The organism is Aeromonas sp. PI_26, from assembly GCF_027854445.1.
GTDB lineage: Bacteria > Pseudomonadota > Gammaproteobacteria > Enterobacterales > Aeromonadaceae > Aeromonas > Aeromonas veronii.
On record NZ_JAJNOE010000005.1, the window covers coordinates 116,064 to 138,318 of the forward strand.

General features: G+C 59.2%; 16 protein-coding genes and 1 other RNA gene. 7 read left to right on the forward strand and 10 right to left on the reverse strand.

From position 1 onward, the window contains the following. Nucleotides 1-474: 474 nt before the first annotated feature. The 4 genes from LRL22_RS07795 to smpB form a co-directional block, all read right to left on the reverse strand. Complete coding sequence (locus tag LRL22_RS07795) at nt 475-1,686, reverse strand: EAL domain-containing response regulator (RefSeq protein WP_270905105.1); 1,212 nt, start codon at nt 1,684-1,686, stop codon at nt 475-477. Continuing rightward, on the reverse strand, nt 1,679-5,923 hold the full coding sequence (locus LRL22_RS07800) for an ATP-binding protein (RefSeq protein WP_270905106.1): 4,245 nt from the start codon (nt 5,921-5,923) through the stop codon (nt 1,679-1,681). The genes LRL22_RS07795 and LRL22_RS07800 overlap by 8 nt, the downstream gene beginning before the upstream one ends. A gap of 287 nt (nt 5,924-6,210) precedes the next feature. Further along, nucleotides 6,211-6,570: a transfer-messenger RNA gene (gene ssrA, locus LRL22_RS07805) on the reverse strand. A 166-nt stretch (nt 6,571-6,736) separates the two neighbouring features. Beyond that, entirely contained in the window at nt 6,737-7,225 is a 489-nt protein-coding gene (gene smpB, locus LRL22_RS07810; protein WP_005334498.1) for an SsrA-binding protein SmpB, read from the reverse strand. Between the two features lie 169 nt (nt 7,226-7,394). On the opposite strand from smpB, the gene LRL22_RS07815 reads away from it, so the two are divergent. Further along, nucleotides 7,395-7,829: an SRPBCC family protein gene (locus LRL22_RS07815; RefSeq protein WP_005334496.1), complete on the forward strand. Its 435-nt coding sequence runs from the start codon at nt 7,395-7,397 to the stop codon at nt 7,827-7,829. Next, on the forward strand, nt 7,822-8,169 hold the full coding sequence (locus LRL22_RS07820) for an RnfH family protein (protein ID WP_005353535.1): 348 nt from the start codon (nt 7,822-7,824) through the stop codon (nt 8,167-8,169). The genes LRL22_RS07815 and LRL22_RS07820 overlap by 8 nt, the downstream gene beginning before the upstream one ends. An 81-nt stretch (nt 8,170-8,250) precedes the next feature. On the opposite strand, the gene LRL22_RS07825 is transcribed toward LRL22_RS07820, so the two are convergent. Both LRL22_RS07825 and fadE read right to left on the reverse strand, forming a co-directional pair. After that, a complete protein-coding gene (locus tag LRL22_RS07825) occupies nt 8,251-9,525 on the reverse strand; it encodes an amidohydrolase (protein ID WP_216975341.1) in 1,275 nt (424 codons plus the stop codon). A 179-nt stretch (nt 9,526-9,704) separates the two neighbouring features. Further along, nucleotides 9,705-12,161, reverse strand: a complete 2,457-nt coding sequence (fadE, locus tag LRL22_RS07830; protein ID WP_216975339.1) for an acyl-CoA dehydrogenase FadE — start codon at nt 12,159-12,161, stop codon at nt 9,705-9,707. A gap of 255 nt (nt 12,162-12,416) precedes the next feature. On the opposite strand from fadE, the gene lpcA reads away from it, so the two are divergent. From lpcA to LRL22_RS07845, 3 genes are all read left to right on the forward strand, one after another. Further along, the gene (gene lpcA / locus LRL22_RS07835; RefSeq protein ID WP_005334485.1) at nt 12,417-12,995 is read left to right on the forward strand and encodes a D-sedoheptulose 7-phosphate isomerase; all 579 of its coding nucleotides are present in this window, start codon (nt 12,417-12,419) and stop codon (nt 12,993-12,995) included. A gap of 164 nt (nt 12,996-13,159) precedes the next feature. Continuing rightward, nucleotides 13,160-13,969 carry a class II glutamine amidotransferase gene (locus LRL22_RS07840; RefSeq protein ID WP_064336561.1) on the forward strand — a complete coding sequence of 270 codons (810 nt, stop codon included), beginning with the start codon at nt 13,160-13,162 and terminating at the stop codon, nt 13,967-13,969. Nucleotides 13,970-14,260: 291 nt separating this feature from the next. Continuing rightward, a complete protein-coding gene (locus tag LRL22_RS07845; protein WP_019446543.1) occupies nt 14,261-14,596 on the forward strand; it encodes an Hpt domain-containing protein in 336 nt (111 codons plus the stop codon). A 39-nt stretch (nt 14,597-14,635) separates the two neighbouring features. Here the strand turns inward: LRL22_RS07845 and LRL22_RS07850 are convergent, their stop codons facing one another. Continuing rightward, entirely contained in the window at nt 14,636-15,550 is a 915-nt protein-coding gene (locus tag LRL22_RS07850) for a gluconeogenesis factor YvcK family protein (protein ID WP_108541438.1), read from the reverse strand. 113 nt (nt 15,551-15,663) lie between these two features. Between LRL22_RS07850 and LRL22_RS07855 the strand changes: the two genes are divergently transcribed. Together LRL22_RS07855 and LRL22_RS07860 are read left to right on the forward strand one after the other, a co-directional pair. After that, complete coding sequence (locus tag LRL22_RS07855; protein WP_216975337.1) at nt 15,664-16,848, forward strand: FIST signal transduction protein; 1,185 nt, start codon at nt 15,664-15,666, stop codon at nt 16,846-16,848. A 31-nt stretch (nt 16,849-16,879) separates the two neighbouring features. Next, nucleotides 16,880-18,976, forward strand: a complete 2,097-nt coding sequence (locus LRL22_RS07860; protein ID WP_216975335.1) for a hybrid sensor histidine kinase/response regulator — start codon at nt 16,880-16,882, stop codon at nt 18,974-18,976. Between the two features lie 249 nt (nt 18,977-19,225). Here the strand turns inward: LRL22_RS07860 and LRL22_RS07865 are convergent, their stop codons facing one another. The 3 genes from LRL22_RS07865 to narQ form a co-directional block, all read right to left on the reverse strand. Next, the gene (locus tag LRL22_RS07865; protein WP_201937094.1) at nt 19,226-19,801 is read right to left on the reverse strand and encodes an LON peptidase substrate-binding domain-containing protein; all 576 of its coding nucleotides are present in this window, start codon (nt 19,799-19,801) and stop codon (nt 19,226-19,228) included. 103 nt (nt 19,802-19,904) lie between these two features. After that, complete coding sequence (gene narL, locus LRL22_RS07870) at nt 19,905-20,543, reverse strand: two-component system response regulator NarL (protein ID WP_005334471.1); 639 nt, start codon at nt 20,541-20,543, stop codon at nt 19,905-19,907. After that, nucleotides 20,543-22,255 carry a nitrate/nitrite two-component system sensor histidine kinase NarQ gene (gene narQ, locus LRL22_RS07875; RefSeq protein WP_139473427.1) on the reverse strand — a complete coding sequence of 571 codons (1,713 nt, stop codon included), beginning with the start codon at nt 22,253-22,255 and terminating at the stop codon, nt 20,543-20,545. Before narQ ends, narL begins: the two co-directional genes overlap by 1 nt.

Here is a 22,255-nt window from a genome sequence, read left to right on the forward strand (position 1 = left end):
GAAAATGCTGCATCTGGCGGAGCCAGCAGGGGAAGCGACAGGGAGGCCGCTTGCTATACGCTCACCATAACAAAGATTATTTACAACTTTATTTGATTTTAGACAGTTTATTGTTCAAAAGAGAAAACGATTTCAGGTTGTCTTGTCTACCTCATCGGCTCGGCGCATCGTTGAGAACCATTCCTGTTACAGCAGGCAATTCATTGTCTTATTGTCAGTTTATGCGTCTGGTAGAAGAGAGGCCGCTCTCGCTCGCGATAGGCGTTATCCGCCAGTAGCACCATTTGTGATGCAACTTATTTTGCATAAATGGTGGCTTTGATGAAGGCACTCGGCTGGATAGGCGGTTGCTGGAGAGGGGGCGGGCATGCGTGAGTGGTGAGCCCGACACAAAGAAAATGGCCACCTTTTCCAAGGCGGCCATTCACGTTACCGGTCGGTGCGCTGTTGGCCCAAAGGGTTGGTCGCAGGAGATCAGCCGGATATCAGGGTCGGCAGTCGGGCTTGCCAGATCTGGTGCCAGTGCTGCAGTTCGCTGCGTGGCATAGGGCGGGCGGTAAAGAAGCCCTGGCAGATATCGCACCCCAGCTTGGCCAGCAGTTGCCAGGTCTGCACATCTTCCACCCCTTCGGCGACTGATTTCAGCCCCAGCTTGCGTGCCAGCTCGATGCTCGATTCGATGATGGCCAGACGGGAGGGGTCGGCATAGCAGCGATCGACAAAAGATCGATCAAGTTTGAGCTCGGTAAACGGCAGCAGCGCCAGCTGCTGCATCGAGGAGTAGCCGGTACCGAAGTCATCGATGGAGAGGCCAAAGCCGTGCATCCGCAGTCGTGTCAGCACCTCCAGTGCCTTGCCGATATCCTCGACAAACGAGCTTTCGGTCACCTCCAGGGTGATCAGCTCGGGATTGACGCCCCAGCACTGGCACTGGTTGATCAGGAAGTGGCAGAGATCTCCCTCGATCAGCGAGGTGGTTGAGAGATTCATCGACAGATTGAGGGAGAGACCGGTCTGGCCCCACAGATGGCAATCCTGCAGCGACTTGTTGATGATGACATCGGTCAGCTGATCGATAAGGCCGTTATTTTCCGCCAGCGGGATAAACATGCCGGGGGAGATCAGCCCATATTCCGGATGCTGCCAGCGGGCCAGCGCCTCCATCCCCACCCACTGGCCGGACGCAAAGCCGACCTTGGGTTGATACCAGGGCAGCAACTGGTCGTTGTCGAGGGCGCGTTTGAGCTCGTCCACCGACAGGACGAGGCCATCGTCCTTGCCCGAGGGGGCCGACTTGGGTGCCCAGGAGTCGATCAACTGGCGCAGCCGCTGCGGGCTGGAGGGTTTCTCGATGCGACCCAGCACATGGAGACCATAGGCCGCGCTCATGCGCAGCACGGCCTCCACCACGTCATCTTCCAGCGCGCTGGAGAGGATGATGCCGCCCCGAAAGCCACCCAGCGAGAGGCGGCGCAGCAGCGCCATGCCATCCATGCCGGGCATCCGCAGATCGCAGAACAGGATGTCGACAGTGTGGCTCTGGCACAGTGCCAGGGCTTCGATGCCGTCTGCGGCCTCCAGCAGGTGCTGATAACCGAGCGCCCGGATCTGGTGCATCAGGGTCTTGCGTTGAAACCCGTGATCTTCGACCACCATGATGACCAACTCGTCTGCCGTTCTACTCATCGAGCCACAATCCCATTTCACGTTCAATATTGTTCATCTGTTCTTCCACTCTCTGTGTCAGCAGCGCGAGCTCGCTCAACTGTTTGAGGCGGGCCGCCGATTCCAGTTGCGCCGCCTGCTCGGCCAGGGAGAGCTCCCCGACCATTCTGGCTGCCCCTTTGATGCGGTGGGCGATCTCCACCAGCTCCTGGCTATCATCGGAGGAGAGCGCGCTCATCATAGCGTGGCAATCTTTCCGGTTGGAGGCCAGATACTCCCTTGCCATGCTTTTGGCAATCCCTTCATCGCCAAACAGATCTTGCCAGCGACCGATCATGTCGAGATTGATGGCCTGTCGTGCGGGCACTCTCTCTGTGATCGTAGTCGCGGGCAACCACCGCAGCAGCATCTGGCGCAGTGACTCCAGCGAATAGGGTTTGCACAGCATGCCGTTCATGCCGGCTGCCGTCATATTGGCTGCCGCCTCCTCCGAGGTATCGGCGGTGACGCCGATGATGGGGGCTTGCTCCCCTTGTTCCCGCAGGTGGCGGGTCAGGGTGTAGCCATCCATGTGTGGCATGTGGCAGTCGGTGATCAGCAGGGCGAAATCCCGGGTTTGCCAGGCGCGCAACGCCTTCTCTCCATCTTCCACAACCTCGCACTCCACCCCCAGAATCGCCAGCTGACGGGTCAGCAGGGCGCGATTAACCAGATGATCATCGGCGACCAGCACCCGCCCGCCCAGTTTTTCGATGCTGGCGGCATGGGTGGTCACTGCTCGCCCGGTGATCAGTTCGCGGCAGCTTTCGAGCAACAGATCCGGATAGAGGGGGGATTGGCCGAGGCGCCACCAGTTCTCCGAGCCCATGCGTCCCCGCAACGCTTCGCGGGAGGAGAGGATGACCCCCTTGAGGGTGCCGGACTGCAGCAAGGTGTGCCAATCGCTCCCCAAGCAGGACTCCAGCGCGGCCTCTTCCGCCAACAGCAGTCCGTCGAGATCGGCGGTGAGCTGGTGGATATCGAGGGGGCTCAACCGGGCGCCGAGCCGTGCCATGGTGGCCTGCAAGGCGGCATCGCTACCCAGCCACCACCATTCGCTGCCCGCCAGTGCGGGTGGTTCCCACAGGCCATTGAGCAGCGGGATGCTGAAGCGGAAACAGGCTCCTTCACCGAGCTGGCTCTTGACCGTCAGGGTGCCCCCCATCTTCTTCACCAGCTGATCACAGATGGCCAGGCCCAGACCGGTGCCACCAAAGCGGCGATTGATATCGGATTCCACCTGCTCGAACGGGGTAAAGAGCAGTGCTTGCTTCTCTTCGGCGATGCCGATGCCGGTATCCGTCACCGCGATAACCAGCTGCTGGTCGTGATAGCTGACCTGGATCGAAATGGTGCCCTGCTCGGTGAACTTCACCGCATTGTTGAGCAGATTGGAAACCACCTGGCCCACTCTGACCGGATCGATATCGGCCTGGTCGGGGAGTTGATCCTCCCACTGGAGCGTGACCTTCAGCCCCTTGCTGTAGGCCAGTGCGGCATGGCCGCGGATCACGTCGCACACCACTGGTTGCAGACGGCAGGATTGGCGATTGAGGTGCAGCTGACCCGCCTCGATTTTGGAAAAGTCGAGGATATCGTTGACCAGATAGAGCAGGTGGTTGGCCGAGCTCTCCACATTGCGCAGCAGATAGCGCTGGTCATCATTGAGCTCGCTCATGCGCAGCAGCTCCAGCATGCCGTGCATGCCCGAGATGGGGGTTCTCAGCTCATGGCTCATGGTGGCCAGAAAAAGGCTGCGAGCCTGCATCGCCTGCTCGGCCGCGGCGCGCGCCTCACGCAGCTCATGCTCCTGTTGCTTGATGGCGGTGATGTCCTGCACCACGCCGTTGAGCAGGCGATCATGGCCCTGTTGCGCCACAAAGTTGCCGCGGATCTGGATATAGCGCTCCCCCTGAACAGAGGGCACCAGCACCTCCATATCGAGCGGCTCAAGGGTTTGCGCATGTTTGGCCACCTTATCGATAAAGGTTGCCAACGCCTCATCGTTCAAGCCGAGGATCACGCCGCCAGACTCGGCTGCCATCAACTCTTGGTGGGTCATCCCGAGAATGTCGCTGGCCCCCTGGGACAGATAGAGGAATTTCCCCTTGCCGGCCCCTTGCCAGAGATATTGATAGACCAGACCCGGCATGCTGTCGGTGATATCCCGCAGCCTGCCCTCCACTTCCCGAACCTTGTTTTCGGCGGCCTTGAGGGCACTGACATCGGTCAATACCGTCAGCACCCCCTGAATCGCGCCGTCTGCTGCGCGATAGGGCAACTTGACGTAGACCACGTGAAGGGGAACATCCCCATCGCGCTGGGTATAACCCGATCCTTGGAAGATCTCGCCGGTTTCCCAGACCGCACGCTCCTCGCGCAGCATCTGTTGCCGCTCGTCCTCGGTCATATAGCCCCAGCGATCACCTTCTTCCCCATCACCGACAAACAGCTCGCGGTATGCCCGGTTGCTGAGGGTCAGGCGATGATCGCGATCCCGCAGCGCCACCATATTGGGTAGGGAGTCGAGCAGGGTCTGGATGAAAACCAACTGTTCATTGAGCGTCTTCTCGGCCCGTTGTCGCTGCACGATCTCCCGTTTCAGGGTACGGTTCCAGGCCCAGAACAGGGTAAACAGCAGGGTGGCAGTTGCGCCGCTCATTACGAACCAGAACAGCACTGTCTCGTTATTGATGCCGGTCTGCACGCTCATGGAGAGCCAGCGTCTCTCCACTTTATTGAGCTCCTCCGGCGGTATCGAATAGAGCACCTTGGTAAGGATCCGCTGCAGCATGGGATCTTTGCGCGTGGCCATGGCGACCGGCAGGCGCAAGTCTTTGCCGGCATAGACCACCTGATAGCGTTCGCTCACCCGCTTGTTGATGGATGGCAGGGTGACCATCACGTAGTCGGCATCGCCCGTGTCCAGCAGTTCCAGCAAGCGGTTGTCATTGTTGACCTCTACCGGATGGGCGCCGATGTGGGTCAGTAGATCTTTATCAAGCGAGCCATGCACCATGCCGACCCGTTTCCCTCGCAGCAGTGAGAGATCGGTGATATCGGCACTGCGTTTGGGGGCAATAACGACCCGATCGACAAACAGATAGCCGGGGGTGAACAGCGCAAACTGGCCGCGATCGTGGTTGGGGGAGATGGCCGGAATAAAGTCGATCTGCCGCAGCTTCAGCATATTCTGGGTTTCCCCCCAGCTATTGGTGCGAACCAGAGAGAACTTCAGCCCGGAGACTTGCTGCATCAGCGCCATCAGGTCCGCCACATACCCGACCAGTCGGCCCCGGTAATTGAATTCGCTCATGGAGGTCCAGTCCGGGGAGACGCCGTAAGTGAGCTCAGGATGCTGGTTGAGCCACTCCTGCTCCTCAGGGGTAAACTGCACAGACTTCACCGCTCCTGAGTCCGCATGTTGGCTAGTCGTGGTAGCTGCCAGCATATGACGACGATCTTCAACCGGTATCTCGTTGAATGCCTTGCTCACCAGGCTGACCAGTGCCGGGTCGCTCTTGTGCATATTGATGGAGAGAGACGTGCCGCTTACCCATTTCGGAGTGGCAATGGTGAAGCCAGCCTTGGGGTGCTGATCTTTTACCATCACCAGTGACGGCATGTCGGCAAGATAGGCGTCAGCCATGCGCTTTTTGAGCATAAAGGCTGCTTCGCTGCGACTCTCTGCCTCGGTCACACGGGGAAATCCCAGTTTTTTCAATTCACTGCAAGCATTGACTCCCGTGACACAGACCCAGTGCAAACCATGGGCATCCTGTCGTGACAACTTCGTTTTGCCATTGTTGAGCAGCACGCCGCGCGGCATGGAGAGCAAAAACGGGAGGGAGACAATATTGGATCGCCATTGTTCGCTTGGCTGGTCGTTCACCAGTATGTCGATTTCGCCGTGGCCAAGCCCGGTTAGCGCATCCACGTAGGAGGGGTAAACCTTGTAGCGCAGGGTCAACCCGAGCGTTCTGGCAATCTGCTGCGCAATGTCGGGGACTGGGCCGGTAAAGCGTTGATCTGCATCCTTATAGCTGTATGGAGGGTCACCCATCATCGGCATGCCGATGACCAGCTCCTGGTGTGATGACAGCCAGGCGCGCTCAGACAGATCAAACTCGTCTTCATTCAGACTGGTAATGGCGTGCGCCGCCACGCCCCAGAGCAGAAGCAGGAGAAACAGGAATAGACGATCACATTGGCGGAGCATCAGAAGGAATCCAACAGAATTGGGCGCATATTGTAAGTGCATTAAAATGCAGCGGCCAACTTCAATTTACTCAATATTGGGCCACGACATGCCGATGTGCGGCTGTGAGTCCGGCTAGTACCGGGATGGCAACCTGATGATAAAGCCTGCGCGGTGATGCGCCTGATTTTTTTGCCAAAGGCCAGTTCAAGGGGGATTTTGGAAAAAATCCAACCAGTTTGATATCGGTAAACAACATGGACAAACAAAAAGGGCCACCTCTTGCGAGATGGCCCTTTCCAAACGTTTGGTGGAGCTGGGGGGATTTGAACCCCCGTCCAAAATTACTACATCCTTGGCACTACATGCTTAGTCACTCTTTACATTCGCCAACCCGCTGCGGAGAGACACGCCACGAATTGACTAGCTCGATTGGTTTTAATGCTTCCGCCCCGAGCAGGACTTCCACACGATCCTGTGAAGGATGACCTTCCGATTCCCTAGGACACAGGCAAGCTAGGGTAGAAGGGCTCTATGCAGGTTATTAAGCTGCTAGTGCGTAGTTTTCGTCGTTTGCGACTATTTTTTTGCGGTTTATTAACGAGGCCTACCGCACCTCGGCATGCACCTTGGGTTTCGTGAATCTTGTCGAATCCAGAATCAGCCCCAAGTTGTTAATTGCGATTGTACGCAAAAATGCTGTCATAGCAAGGCGTTGATACCCATTCCCTCTGGCAACCAGTCTGTTTGCCGATTTATTGTACGCAGCTGAGCTTGAAGGGCCAGCTGCGCCGGGGGAAGGTGAACCGGCGTCCTGATCCTGCCAGTCGCAGGTTAGCCGCGATGCTTGTTCTTCATGATGCGGGCTTTTTCCCGATCCCATTCGCGGGCCTTGGTATCTTCGCGCTTGTCGTGCTCTTTCTTGCCCTTAACCAGGCCGATCTCGACCTTGACCCAGCACTGTTTCCAGTAGAGGGCGAGGGGAACTATGGTGTAGCCCTGACGGGCGATCAGGCTTTCGAGCTTGTCGAGTTCACGACGGCTCAGCAGCAGTTTGCGGGTGCGGGTCGGGTCACATACCACATGGCTGGAGGCCGCTTGCAGTGGCAGGAAGCTGGAGCCGAACAGATAGGCCTCGCCATCGCGGAAGATGACATAGGCTTCGCTGATGTTGGCCTTGCCCGCCCGCAGGGATTTGACTTCCCACCCTTGCAGGGACAGACCCGCTTCGATCTTCTCTTCGATGAAGTATTCGTGGCGCGCGGTTCTGTTGAGTGCAATGGTGCTGGACCCGGCTTTGTTTTTACTGTTTTTTTTGCTCATGACGGGCGATTTCCGGCAATGACTAGGAGGCTCGTATTATACGTAGGCAGGGGCGGCTGTAAAACGCGCAGCAGGTCAAGTGGTGGCTTTCTGAGCGGTTTGGCTGAGGTTTTACCTCCACAACCCCAAACATGGTGATAAAATCGCGCCGATTGGATGAGGAAAAGCCATGCCCCGAATTACGCGCAGTGCCCTGGTGATGTTCAGTGCAGAACAGATGTTCAAGTTGGTTAACGATGTGGATGCCTATCCGCAGTTTTTGCCCGGCTGTGTCGGCAGCCGTGTCCACGAGGCTGGCGATGACTACATGATGGCGTCGGTCGATGTGGCCAAGGCGGGGATTGCCAAGACCTTTACTACCCGCAATCAGCTGGATGTGAACCGCCAGATCAGGATGGAGCTGGTGGATGGCCCGTTCCGCAAGCTGGCGGGCTGGTGGACCTTTACTCCGCTTGATGTGGATGCCTGCAAGGTGGAGTTTGATCTCGATTTCGAGTTTACCTCCAAGCTTATCGAGGTGGCCTTTGGTCAGGTATTCCGCGATCTGGTGAGCTCCATGGTCTCCGCCTTCTCCAACCGGGCGAAGGAGGTATACGGTGTCTGACCAGCTCAACATCGAGGTTGTCTATGCCTTGCCGCAGCAGCAGACGGTGATTGCCCTGCGGGTGGCGCCCGAGACCTGCGTGCTGGCGGCCATCGAGCAGTCCGGCATCGTACAAAAACACCCCGAGATCGATCTGGCGGTCAACAAGTTCGGTATCTACAGCCGCCCGGTGAAAGGGAGCGAGCCACTGCACGACGGCGATCGTATCGAGATCTACCGCCCGCTCATCGCCGATCCCCGCGAGATGCGCAAAAAGCGCGCCGAGAAGGCCAAAGAGGAGGGGAGAGCCGATAGCGTGACCGGTGGTCGCCCCGATGTGCATCGCAAGCACCGCGAGTAGCGCTCAGGTTTTTCTTGCAGAAAAAAGGCGCCGAGGCGCCTTTTTTTGATCCCGTTAGCCGGTGAGCTTGCCGAGGGGATATCAAGAGAGGGCTGCTTCTGCCACACCCAGTCGTGCACGGGCCCAGGCGGCCAGTAGCTCTACCCCGCTTTGCATCACCCGCTCATCGAAATCGAATTCGTTGTGATGGTGCGGCGCCGCCAGATCGGCCCCCAGGATGAGGTAAGCCGCTTCGCCCCCCTGTTTTTGCACCCGCTCCATCAGAAAACCGGCATCTTCGCTGGCGCCAAAGCGGCGAGTCTGGATAGTGGCGAGCCCCTGCTTGCGGGCCAGCGCCGCCAGCTCGGCTTGCAGGGCCGGGCTGTTGTCGAGGGCAATGGCCTCACCCTGCTTGATGATGCGATAGGTGACACCGTGGGCGAGGGCTGTCCCTTCGACGATGCGCTGTACCTGACTGAACATGTAGTCGTTGAGCATGCTATCGGCGCCGCGGGTTTCACCGCGCAGCTCTGCATGATCGGGGATGACGTTGCGGCCGCTGCCAGCGTGAAGCTGGCCGATGTTGATGCGGGTCATGCCGTCGCGGTGGCGGGGAATGCCGAGCATGGCGGTGGTGGCCATGCAGGCGGCTGCCAGTGCATTGCTGCCGGCATTGGGTTCGAGCCCGGCGTGGGCGGCGGTGCCCATAAAGTGGACGTCGAACTTGGTGGAGCAGAGAAACTCGGTGGGGTTGATCACCAGCTCGCCGCTGCCAGCGTGAATACCGATATGGAGCGAGAGCAGGGCATCCACGTCATCGAGTGCCCCCCCGGCGGCCAGCGCCTTGCCACCGCGGCACCCCTCTTCGGCGGGCTGGAAGAAGAGCTTGATGCGGCCGCACAGCTGCTCCTTCATCGCCATCAGGCTGCTGGCCAGCCCCATGCCGATGGCGGTGTGGCCATCGTGGGCGCAGGCGTGCATCCACCCCTTGTTGTGGGAGGCAAAACCCTCCTGCTGCGGCTGGTGCTGTTCGGCATCGGACTCTTCCACCTCCACCGCGTCGATATCGAAGCGAAAGGCCAGGGTCGGGCCGGGACGGCCGGTATCCAGCTCCCCCATCAGCCCGGTGACATCGCCGATCCGCTCCAGCCAGTCGGGATGGGCTCCCTGACGGCGGGCACGAGCCTTCTCGGCCGCCACATCCACATCACGCCCCATCATCAGATTGCTGGCCAGCAGTTTGTCGCCGAGCACAATGCGATAACCGAGCTCGCTCAGGTGGTGGGCAATCAGGCTGGTGGTGCGAAACTCTTTCCAGGCGGCTTCCGGCAGGCGGTGCAGGTCGCGGCGCCACAGGATCAGGTGCTCAAGGGTCATCTTGGCTTCCTTGGTGATTCGATTTGTCGGCTATTGTGCCTTTTTTCCCGGCTGACCACACGGGGGCTGCAGCTGGTCGGGGGAGCTGTGAGTGCAAGTGGTGGCTGTTCGGGCCGTGAATAGTGGTGAGCGTCCATAAAAAACGCCTCCACAAGGGAGGCGTTGTCGATAGCTGGTTATCAGGCCGCGTGATGGTAAGCGGAGGCTTCAAACAGCTTCTTGTTGGCCACCAGATCTATGGGGTCAAAATCATCGACGTTGATGGTGCGCAGGCGACTTACCTCGGCGCGGCGCAGCAGCTCGGCTTCGCTCTGGGTCAGTACGCCAGCGGCCAGGCCGATGTCGGCCACCTTGTCCAGCGCCATGAAGGGACGCTTGATACCATCGCTCTTGCAGACTTTCTCGAACAGCGGCTCGGCGGCCAGCACGTCATCGAGCGCCTGCTCCAGCAGACCGAAGGGGTTGCCCTCTTCGCGGGTCAGATATTGCCCCTTGGCCAGGCGGCTGCGGGTCTCGCTCGGGGTTTGCAGCAGACGGGCAACCTGTTGGTCCAGCTTGTCGCACGGACGGTTCAGGTCACGACCCAGCGGCAGCACCACGGCGCGCAGGGCAAGCCCAATCCAGCGGTTCGGGAAGTTGCGCAGCAGCTCGTCGATCGCCTCTTGTGCCTTGAACATGGCATCTTGCAGTGCCCAGTGCAGCAGCGGCAGGTCGGCCTGCTGGCGTCCCTCATCCTGATAGCGCTTGAGGGCGCTGGAGGCCAGATAGAGCTGGCTCAGCACGTCGCCAAGACGGGCGGAGACCCGCTCCTTGCGTTTGAGCTCGCCACCCAGAGTGCCCATCGCCATGTCTGACAGGAACGCCAGGTTGGCCGAGAGGCGGGAGAGCTGCTGGTAGTAGCCCTTGGTCTGATCCTTGTACGGTGCCGCGGCAAAGCGGGCGCCGGTGATACCGAGCCAGAAGCTGCGTACCAGGTTGCTGATGGCAAAGCCGACGTGGCTGAATACCGCCTTGTCGAAATCTTTCAGCGCCTGCTCCTTGTCGGGATGGCTGGCGGCCAGCATCTCCGGCAGTACATACGGGTGGCAGCGGATAGCGCCCTGACCATAGATGATCATGCTGCGGGTCAGGATATTGGCCCCTTCCACCGTAACGGCGATGGGCGCACCCTGATAGCCACGGGCCAGATAGTTGTTGGGGCCCATGCAGATGGCCTTGCCGCCGTGGATATCCATGGCATCGATGATGCACTTCTGGGCACGGTCGGTGAGGTGGTATTTGACGATGGCGGAGATGACCGAGGGCTTCTCGCCAAGGTCGATACCGGTCACGGTCAGGTTGGCTGCGGCGCCCATGATGTAGGCGTTGCCACCGATGCGGGCCAGCGGCTCTTCAATCCCTTCCATCTTGCCGATGGGCAGCTTGAACTGGCGACGGATGCGGCTATATGCGCCGCTCGCCAGGGCCAGCATCTTGACGCCACCGGTACTGTTGGAGGGCAAGGTGATGCCGCGACCGACCGACAGACACTCGACCAGCATACGCCAGCCCTGACCGGCCATGGCCGGGCCACCGATGATGAAATCGAGCGGGACGAACACATCCTTGCCCTGGGTCGGGCCGTTCTGGAACGGCACGTTGAGCGGGAAGTGGCGACGGCCAATGCCGACCCCCTTGATGTGAGTGGGAATGAGGGCGCAGGTGATGCCGAGCTCTTCCTCTTCACCCAGCAGGTGCTCGGGGTCACGCAGTTTGAAGGCCAGACCCAGCACGGTAGCAATGGGGGCGAGCGTGATGTAGCGCTTGTTCCAGGTGAGGCGCATACCGAGCACCTCCTTTCCTTCCCACTCGCCCTTGCAGACGATACCGAAGTCGGGGATGGAACCTGCGTCAGAGCCCGCTTCCGGGCTGGTCAGGGCGAAGCAGGGGATCTCTTTACCCACCGCCAGGCGGGGCAGGTAGTAATCTTTCTGCTCGTCAGTGCCATAGTGTTGCAGCAGTTCGCCCGGGCCCAGTGAGTTGGGCACGCCGACGGTGGAGGCGAGCACGGCGCTGGCGCCGCACAGTTTTTGCAGGACGCAGGACTGGGCGTAGGCCGAGAACTCCAGACCGCCATATTTCTTCTTGATGATCATGGCGAAGAACTTGTTGTCCTTCAGGTATTGCCACACCTCGGGGGAGAGATCCGCGCGCTCGTGGGTCACTTCCCAGTCGCTCACCATGCGGCACACTTCCTCGACCGGGCCATCCATAAAGGCCTGCTCTTCGGCAGAGAGGGTGCTGACCGGGATGGCGTGCAGCTTTTTCCAGTCCGGGTTGCCCGCGAACAGATCGGCTTCCCACCAGGTGGTGCCCGCTTCGATAGCCTCTTTCTCGGTGCGGGACATCTCCGGCATGATCGATTTGTAGATCTTGAACAGCGGCTTGGTTATTTGATTGCGGCGAAATTCCACCAGATTGAGCGGGATGGCGATCACCGCGAACAGCGCCCATACCAGCAAGGGCACATGACCATAGATGGTGCCAAGCACCAGGGCGGCGCCGGTGACCAGGGTGGAGATGAACAGGGATGCCCGGCGATAGGCCAGGGCTCCGATAACCAGGATCACCCCGAGCAGAGTGAGGGTCGTCGTCATTGCTTGCTCCTTGCGTGGTTAGGTTGCCAACGTGGCGTAACTGATCCAGAGGTCTGACCTGTTGGATATGGCCCCTGTTGTAATTCATACGCACAAAGTTATCAAGCTGTTTACATCTTCATTACCTTCTCTCTGTGATCCCCATAACGCTCACGCGCCGCCAGCGCTGTGGCTAGTAGGGGGGCGACTGTGCGATTCGCTTGTGCGAGAATAGCCGCGATCTACACGCACACTAAAAACAGTGGAAGAGACATCATGTACCAAGAATTGATCCGCAATGAACTGACCGAAGCTGCCAGCGTGCTGCAGGCCTTCCTGGCTGATGAGCAGAACCTGAAAAACATCGAAGCGGCCGCCAAACTGCTGGCTGACTCTTTCAAGGAAGAGGGCAAGGTGCTCTCTTGTGGCAACGGTGGCTCCCACTGTGACGCCATGCACTTCGCCGAAGAGCTGACCGGTCGTTACCGCGAGAACCGCCCGGGTTATGCCGGTATCGCCATCTCCGATCCGAGCCACCTCTCCTGCGTCTCCAACGACTTTGGCTATGACTATGTCTTCTCCCGCTACGTAGAGGCGGTTGGCCGTCGTGGCGACGTGCTGCTTGGCATCTCCACCAGCGGCAACTCCGGCAATATCCTGAAAGCCATCGAGGCTGCCCGCGCCAAAGGGATGAAAGTGATCGCCCTGACCGGCAAGGATGGCGGCAAGATGGCGGGTCTGGCGGATGTCGAGATCCGCGTGCCGCACTTTGGCTATGCCGACCGTATTCAGGAAGTGCACATCAAGGTGATCCACATCCTGATCCAGCTGGTCGAAAAAGAGATGGCCAAGTAATCAGGCCATCGTCACCAGACAAGGGCAACGCCGGTAACATGGTTCGCCATCGGCCGGTTGTTGCCAGTCACAGGGGAAGGGATTGCGCCTTCCCCTGCTGTCTGTCGAACCAGCGTGCTGGTCGAACATGACACAAGCCAAATCATGAAAGGAGTCTGCCGGATATGTGCGAACTGCTCGGCATGAGTGCCAATGTGCCGACCGATATCTGCTTCAGCTTTACCGGGTTGATGCTGCGCGGCGGCAAGACAGGGCCTCACAAGGATGGCTGGGGGATCACCTTCTACGAGGGGAAGGGCTTTCGCACCTTCAAGGATCCCGAGCCCAGTGCCCAATCTCCCATCGCCAGACTGGTACAGGCGCTGCCCATCAAGAGCTGCGCCGTGGTCAGCCACATTCGGCAGGCCAACCGTGGCTGCGTGTCGCTAGAAAATACCCACCCCTTTACCCGTGAGCTGTGGGGCCGTTACTGGACCTTCGCCCACAACGGTCAGCTCACCGGCTACAAGAAGCTGCCAACCGGCCGCCACCGGCCGGTGGGGGATACCGACAGCGAGCACGCCTTCTGCTGGCTGCTCGATCGGCTGGAGCAAAAATATCCCAAGCGTCCGGCCAACTTTCCCGCCATGTTTCGCTATCTCGCTACCCTGTGTGACGAGCTCAGAGCGTTCGGGGTGTTCAACATGTTGCTCTCTGACGGGGAGTACGTGATGAGCTACTGCAGCAACAACTTGCACTGGCTGACCCGCTGTGCGCCCTTTGGCGAGGCGAGCCTGCTGGATGAGGAGGTGGTGATCGACTTTCAAAGGGAGACTACCCCCAACGATGTGGTGACCCTGATCACCACCCGTCCGCTGACCGGCAATGAGAATTGGGTCAAAATGGCGCCCGGCGAATTCAATCTGTTTCGCATGGGGGAGCGGGTGGCGACCAATCGGGTAGCGCTTGAGCAAGATAAAAAAATACCAGGGTAGATACCTACCCTGGTTCTTCGCAGCAGCCATAAAAGGCAAAAGGGATGAGAGGTGTTGCTGAGCATCATCACTCTGACGGCATTGAGTGTTGATCAATTGTTAATTTGCGGCAATCAAGTTGTTGTCTTGACGGGCGTTTCAGCATCGCTATTTCGATACTGATCACATTTTTTGCCACTTTATTCCCTGAGCCATCCAATCGGGTGCTTCATCACTGCCTGGTCGTGAGCCACGACATCGAAAACTATCTATAGTATGGTCTGTTTGAATACTGTTCAGGAGGAGCCTCGCATGGAGTGGGTGGATCGCAAGGTGTTGCAGCAGCTGGCAGAGGATATCGGTCCGGATATGCTGCCCGTGGTCATCGCAGTCTTTATTGAAGAGGTGGGCGAGCAGCTGAGTCAGCTCAGACCCCTCTATGAACAGGGAGAGTGGGAGGCGCTGGCTCGGGTGGCGCACAGCATGAAATCATCCTGTGGCAGCTATGGCGCCATACCGAGTTATCAGCAGGTGATGGCGCTGGAGATGGCCAGCAAGCAGGCCGATGTGGCCGAGGCAGAGCGCCAGTTGCAACTGCTGGAGGCCTCCTTGCCCCAGGTGCTCGCGTTTCTTGCCGATTATCAGTAACGGCGCCATGCAGGGGGGCCGGGGCGCCGTGACCGTTGCCTAACGCTGGTTGAGCAGTTGCTGGATGATCCGGTCCAGCGCCAGTTTCAGCTTCAACCGATCGTGCCGATGGGGCAGCTCAAGCTCGCCCAGCTCGGCTTCGATCACACGCCCTTGCCAGTCCCCCGCATCACCCGCGCCCTGTGGGGTCAGGATGGCATCCAGCCGACCCTGACCGACCCGGGATTCCAGCCAGCGACACTGACTCATCAGATCCAGCTGGCTGGCAGGACCGTTCTCCGCCACCAGATTGCAAACGAAAACCAGCATGGCGCTGCTCTCGTTGATGGCCTGTGCGATCTCGGCCAGCAGCAGTGGCGGCATGATGGAGGTGAGGAAACTGCCCGGCCCCAGAATGATCATGTCCGCCTGCTGCAGTGCCAGCACCGCTTCTCGGGTCGCTTGCACCTCCGGCATCAGGCCGAGGGAGAGGGGCGGTGTTGCCAGTTGATCGATGGATACCTCTCCCAGGATCTGGGTGCCACACTCCATATGGGCGCAGAGATCGGTGGGAAATTCAGACATGGGTAGCAATTGTGACTCGATTTTGAGCATGTCACTGATCAGCTTGATAGCATCAAGAGGACGGACACAGAGATTATCGAGCGCCAGCAGCATCAGGTTGCCAAGGTTGTGGCCCGCCAGCTCGCCTTTGCCGGCGAAGCGGTACTCGAACAACAGGCTGCCGATGCTGGGATCGGTCACCAGCTGGTTCAGGCAGTTGCGCAGATCGCCCCAGGCGATGCACTCCTGACTCTTGCGCAGGCGTCCGGTCGAGCCGCCATCATCTGTGGTGGTGACGATGCCGGTGAGCCGTTGACCGAGAAACGAGAGGGACGAAAGCACTCGTCCCATGCCATGGCCACCACCGATGGCAACGACCCGATCGAAGTCATTGATGTTTTTTTGCCACATATGGGCGTCCTGTCATTGGTCTCAGTTGACCGCTATGTTAGCAAGCGAAGCGAGATAATTGTTTGATAAAGGTATGATTTTTGCTTGAGGCTGCCATTCGATAAAACAAGGAGATGGTGTTGAAATATCTGACCGTTCACTCCCTCGCCCAGAATTCATCGCTGGCGGCCCAAGATATCTGCGCGCAGCTGCGCCACCATGCCGATCAGGCCCCCTCCCTGCTGTTACTCTATTTTACCCAAGCCCATGACGGGGCGATACTGCACGACGCGCTCAAACACCAGTTCCCGACGACCCGCCTGCTTGGGTGCAGCTCTTGCGGTGGTGTCATGACCGAGATGGGACACCACGCCCGAGACGGATATGGGCTGGCCGTTGCTGCCCTGTACGATGAGAAAGGGGCATTCGGGGTAGCCGGTGCCAGCGGTGACGGGGTGGATGTGCGACAGTTGCTGCGCCGAGCCATGAGCGATTGTGGTCGACCGGGCGAGCTGCCCCAGTTGATCCTGTTTCACGCCAGTCCCGGCAAGGAAGAGGGGCTGCTGGCCGGTATCGAGGCAGAACTCGGTGCCTCGGTGCCGGTGGTCGGTGGATCCGCGGCTGATAGCAGTGTCAGCGGTGACTGGCAGCTCTGCTGGGATGAGGCGGTGGCTCAGGATGGCATCGGTCTGGCGGTGCTCTATCCCGATTGCCAGCTGGCTTTTCAGTTTCACTCCGGTTATGTGCCTGCCGAATTCAGCGGCGAGATCACCGCCTGCAACGGGCGGGAGGTACTCACCATCGATCACCAGCCTGCTGCCGAGGTCTATGCCCGCTGGTGCGGGCGCGAGCAGCCCTGGCCGGTGGGGGCGATTTTGCGGGAGACCACGCTCACCCCGCTGGCTCGTCAGGTGGGAGCGCTGGATGGCATTCCTTACTACAAACTCTCCCACCCCGAAGCGGTGACTGAACAGGGCGGGCTGCGGCTCTTTACCGATGTGGTGCAAGGGGAGCGTCTGTTGTTGATGTACAGCAGTCAGGAAGGGTTGTTGCAGCGCAGCCTCAATGCCATGCGCATCGAGCCAGGGTATGGGGTCGATGTGGAATTGCAGCCTATCGGCGCTCTCATCATCTTTTGTGCTGGTTGCCGTTTGGCGCTAGGTGATATGTTGTGCCAATTTGTCGAGCAGAGCCAGGCTCGCCTCGGCAAGATCCCCTTTATCACCCCCTTTACCTTCGGCGAGCAGGGGCGGCTGCCCAATGGCGAGCTGGCCCACGGCAACCTGATGGTATCGAGCGTGATTTTCCTGACCCGTTGAGTCGGCAGAACATAACAGAGCAGGCAACAAGATGATTGGCAACAGTGAACTGGAAGCCCTCGGCGACAAATTGCAGACCACGCTGGTCGACCTTATGCGTTGCCGCGAGCGCGAGGCCAAGTATCGTCACGAGTCCCAGACCCTGCTGGGCGGGGTTGCCACCCTCGCCGATGCCAAGACGCTGGAGCAGGTGCTGGAGAGCCTTATCCAGGTGCTCAAACCCTTTATCGGCTTTGAACACGCGGATGTAGTGGCCTGGGAAGGGGAGCAGGGGAGTACCCACCTCAGTACCGAGCCGATGCTATCAGCCCGCAGCTGGCGTATGACCCCGGCATTTGCCCGCGCCATCTCGGGTGAAACCCTGGTGATTTACGATCCCGCCCAGCTCCCTGAGCTGGCGCCGCTGGCGAGCGAGCCGGGCTGGGCCAGCGTGATGCTGACCGGGCTGCAGGCCCCCGGTTTTACCGCCACCCTCATCTGCCGCCACGCTCGGGCGGGCACCTTCGATCTCACCAGCAAGGCCGCCATGGAGCGTTGTCGTCCGCTTATCGCCCAGGCTCTGGTCAACATCACCTATCGGGCCCGCTTGCAGGAGCAGGTCGCGGTAAAAACCGAGGCGTTACAGGCCAGCGAACGCCGTTTTCGCAGCTTCGCCGCCATGGCCTCTGACTGGTTCTGGGAGACAGATGCCGAGCATCGCCTCAGTTATGCCTCAGAGCCGGGTTATCTGGATGAGATGACCCCGCAGGCGACCCGGCCGACCCTCTATGACTACGTCTGCAACAAGCAGAGCTGCGATGCCCAGAAATACCTGCAGCTTTTGGCGCTGCGCCAGCCGGTGCGAGGGGTGCGGATGCAGGTTGCGCTGCAACACGGCCCCTGCTGGATGGAGGTGAGCGCTGAGCCCTGCTTTGACCATGATGGCCTGTTTATCGGTTATCGCGGCACTGCCCGGGATATCAGCAACCAGATCCGCCGGGAAGAGGAGCTGGCGAGGGCACGGGATGAGGCCGAAGCGGCCAACCGTGCCAAGTCCCAGTTTCTCGCCATGATGACCCACGAGATCCGCTCGCCCATGAATGCGGTGTTGGGGATGCTCGATCTGGTGCAGCATGCCGAGCTGGCGCCGGAGCAACAGAGCCTGCTGCGCCATGCCACCCACTCGGCCAGGTTGCTGCAAACCATCATCGACGACGTGCTCGATTTTTCGAAAATCGAGTCGCAAACCCTGGTGTTTCACTGCGAGACCCTGCAACCCGTCCAGCTTTGCCAATCCCTGGTCGAGCCGCTGCAAACCCGTGCCACCGCCAAGGGGATCGCGCTGGTTTATCGGGTCGATGAGTCTGTGCCCCGGGAGTTGCAGGGGGATCCGATGCGTTTGTCACAGGTGATGGGCAATCTGCTGGACAACGCCCTCAAATTTACCGAGCAGGGGCAGGTGACACTGCACCTGGGTTGGCAGGATGAGAAGCTGCTGATCTCGGTCTCCGACACCGGGATCGGGATCGCTGATGCGGATCAGGCGCTGCTGTTTGAACCCTTCTCCCAGGTCGACAACTCGGCCACCCGGCGTTTTTCCGGTACCGGCCTCGGTCTTGCCATCAGCAAGCGTCTGGTGACGCTTATGGGGGGAGAGATCCACCTCAAGAGCGAGCCGGGCAAGGGAAGCTGTTTCTGGTTCGAACTGCCCGGCATGGCGCTACCCTGCCATAGCCAGCCGCAGCGGGAGGAGGGGGCTTCGGCACTGCTGCCACTGGATGTGCTGGTGGTGGAGGACAGCCCGGTGAACCAGTTGGTGGTGTCGCTGATGCTGCAGAAACTGGTGGGCAAGGTACGGCTGGCAGCCAATGGTCTGGAGGCGCTGGCGCAGGTGGATGAGCAGCTCCCGGATCTGATCCTGATGGATATGCGGATGCCCCTGATGGACGGACTGGAAGCCACCCGGCGCTTGCGTGAGTTGGGATGCACCATGCCTATCGTCGCCCTGACAGCCAATGCGATGGCGGAGGATAAGGCCTGCTGTCTGGCGCAGGGGATGGATGACTTTCTCGCCAAGCCTATCACCTTGTCACGGTTGAGAGAGTGTTTGCAGCGTCACTTTGGTCAGCGGTTGCCGACGCGCGGATAAAAAAAATGGTCAACTTTGTGGGTTGACCAGTTCTTCAGCAAATACTGAAGAGAGCACGGGATAAATCGGGTTGTATCAATCTATATGAAAAATCTGTGCCAACTTTTATGGGACTCTTTTGTGTTCAATTTTGGCCGTTTAGCGCAGCGGCTCTCTCTTGTTATGGCGTTTTGCGTTCCTACTTACTCGCAAAATGCGAATTTCACATTTTCATTGTTGGAATAATTGCATTTTGCAACGCTGTTTTTGTCATTGTGAAATCAGGCGATGCAGGAATTTACGGGCTGCTTCGCTGTTTTGTTTGGCAATCAGCATCTGCTTTTCATAAATTGGCATCGGCAATATCTCGAGCCAGCGTTGGCAGAGCCAGGCGGCATCTTCAAAGCGCTTGTCCGGATAGAGCTCATCAAGCTCTGGATACTGCTCGAACACTTCCCTCAGGCGATTGACCAGCAGCTTGTCGTTGAAATCTGAGTGGGTGCTCGGCCAGTTGGGCAGCATCTCCACCTTGGCCCGGCGCAGGCCCATCTCGTCTGTTTCCATCTCGTGGATGCAGAAGCGCTCCAGTCCCAGCACCGTCACTCCCAGCAGGCCATCATTAAGGCTGTAGAAGTCAGTCACCTTGACCCGGGTGCCCACCGGCAGAATGCGGCCGGATTGTCCCGAGGTGGTCGACTCTTCCATCACGATGCCAAAGCCCTGATCGTTGATGAATGACTCCTTGAGCATCTGCAGGTGGCGTGGCTCGAACAGACGCAGAGGAAGCTTGCCGCCCGGCAGTATGTGGGAAGGCAAGGGGAACAGTGCCAAAGGTTGTAGTTTCATGTTCCATCCTCCATTGAGTAGTTGCTGAATATGACAATGCAGCGACTGTGCCAGAGAATGAAAAAAGCCACCGGAGGGTGGCTTTTCGGGCGGTTGAGGACGCTTAGTTGCGCTGCTCCAGATACATGACAGCCGCTTCCACGCGGCTTTGCGCCTCGAGTTTCTTCAGCAGGCTCTTCACGTGAACCTTGACCGTTCCCTCGGAGATATGGAGTACCGAGGCGACCTGTTTGTTGGAGAGGCCTTTTGCAATTTCGCGCAGGATTTGCATTTCGCGACGCGTTAAGCTTTCCAGCTTCTGCTGCAGGTGATCCAGCTCGTAGATGTTTTCGAGATAGGGGCGTAGCGGTTCGCTCAGGATCTGCTTACCGGTCATCACGTCGGCCAGCTGGGCCAGCAGCAGATCAGGCTCGGTATCCTTGAGCAGGTAGCCATCGGCACCCGCCTTGAGCAGGGCCACCACATCTTGACGGGCATCGGAGACGGTGAGGATCACTACCCGGGAGGTGATCTCTTCGGCCCGCAGCGCTTTGAGGGTATCGAGGCCGGAGAGCCCCTTCATGTTGAGGTCGAGCAGGATCAGATCCGGCTCTGATTCTTTGGCCAGCGCCACGGCATCTGTGCCGTTGGAGGCTTCACCGGTCACCTCCATGTTCTCTTCCAGAGCCAGCAACTGCACAATCCCTTTGCGCATGAGGGGATGGTCATCTACGACCAGAACTGTGTATTTCATCTCGTCCATCAGGCGTCTCTCGCTAGACTGGTGGGAAAGGTCAGATGCACGCAGGTGCCTTGTGGTTGCTGCTCGTTGATGGTCAGCAGACCGTGCAGTTTGCTGGCGCGCTCGTTCATGATGCTCAAACCGTAATGGTTGATCGCCGAGCTGGCGAGTCCGATCCCGACACCGTCATCTGAAATCTGAACCTCAATGTTACCACTGGCGAGGGTCTCACAGCTAACATCAATCACTTGCGCGTTGGCATGTTTGATGGCATTGAGCACTGCCTCACGGATCAGCTGCAAAATGTGGATATGCTGGCCCGCCTCCAGGTCGTTGTCGGCCAGTCCGTAATGGAACCGGATTTCGGCCTGGGTTTGGGGTTGCAGCTGATCGAGCATGACGCGGATCGCTTCCCCCAGATTGGCATCGCCAATGGTGAGACGGAAGGTACCGAGCAGTTCGCGCAACTGGGTATAGGCATTGCTAAGCCCCTCGTCGATCTGCTGCATCGCCTCCTGCGCCTTGTCATGTTGCCCCTTGGCGTAAGAGCGCTTGAGCAGGGTGGACTGGATCTTGAGATAGGAGAGGGCCTGCGCCAGCGAGTCGTGCAGCTCCCGGGCGATCACCGCCCGCTCCTCCATCAGCAGCAGTCGCTGCTGCTGCAGCAGGGTCTGGTCTTTGTGCAGCACTTGAGCCAGCAGCATGGTGAAGTTTTTAATCAACCGCTCATCGATGGGGTGTTGGCTGATGATGTCGAGGCGACCGAACTCCTGCTCATCCATCTGCAGATAAAAGCTGGCGACCGCATCGAGATCGCCGGGCCAGCCGGTGCGCCCCGAGATATAGACCGGCATGGCATTGTGCTCGAAGCGGGTCAGCCGGATATGGTCGATATGCTGGTGGGCGGCGGCGCGGTCCAGCAGTTTGATGAGGGTACGTGTGCTGAGCGGGGCGGCGTGCAGCTTCTGGGCGGTCGAGTAGAGAAACGAGAGCGTGTCGTTGGCCTGTTGCAGCTTGGCGGTTTTCTCTTCCACCTTGTTTTCCAGCTCCCGATAGAGTTTGCCCAGCTCGTCTGCCATGGTGACGAAGGCGCGCGACAGCTCCCCCAGCTCGTTTTCGCCGTGGGCGGGCAGCTTAAGATCGAAATCCTGCCGCTGGATCTGGCGGGCACAGTAGACCAGCTGGTTGAGGGGGGCGACCACCTGCTGACGGGTGAAGCGCACCGTGAACCAGGCGATGGTGATGATGGCCAGCAGGCCGAGCCCCTCCGCAAGCGCCAGCATCCTCACCTTGAATTCCACGTGGTACTGCATCTGATTGACGAAATTGTCGATGGCCGCCACAAACTGCTCGGTATTATCGGTGTACCGTCTGGGGGTGCGATCCTCGATGTGCTGGCGCATCACCAGCCACTGGCCGAGCACTTCGCCATAGGTGCGACGCAGGGAGGCAGGAGTGATCCAGCGCTGGGTCTCCTGCAGCTCTTCGGCGTGCAGGGTCTCTTCAAACTGGGAGAGGCGCCCCAGCACGCTGTCGCCCCGCTCGATTTCGTAGGCCATCCGGTAGGCTTGCATCCGCAGCGAACCGGAGAGGTTGATCGCCTTGGCATCGGGTACCGAGTAGAAGAGGGTGACCATGGCGACCAGCGCGATCAGGCTGGCCATAAAGAGGATCAACACCATGGCGCGACCAATGGCACTGCTGACCGAATGGACCCTGAACCGTTTTCCCAT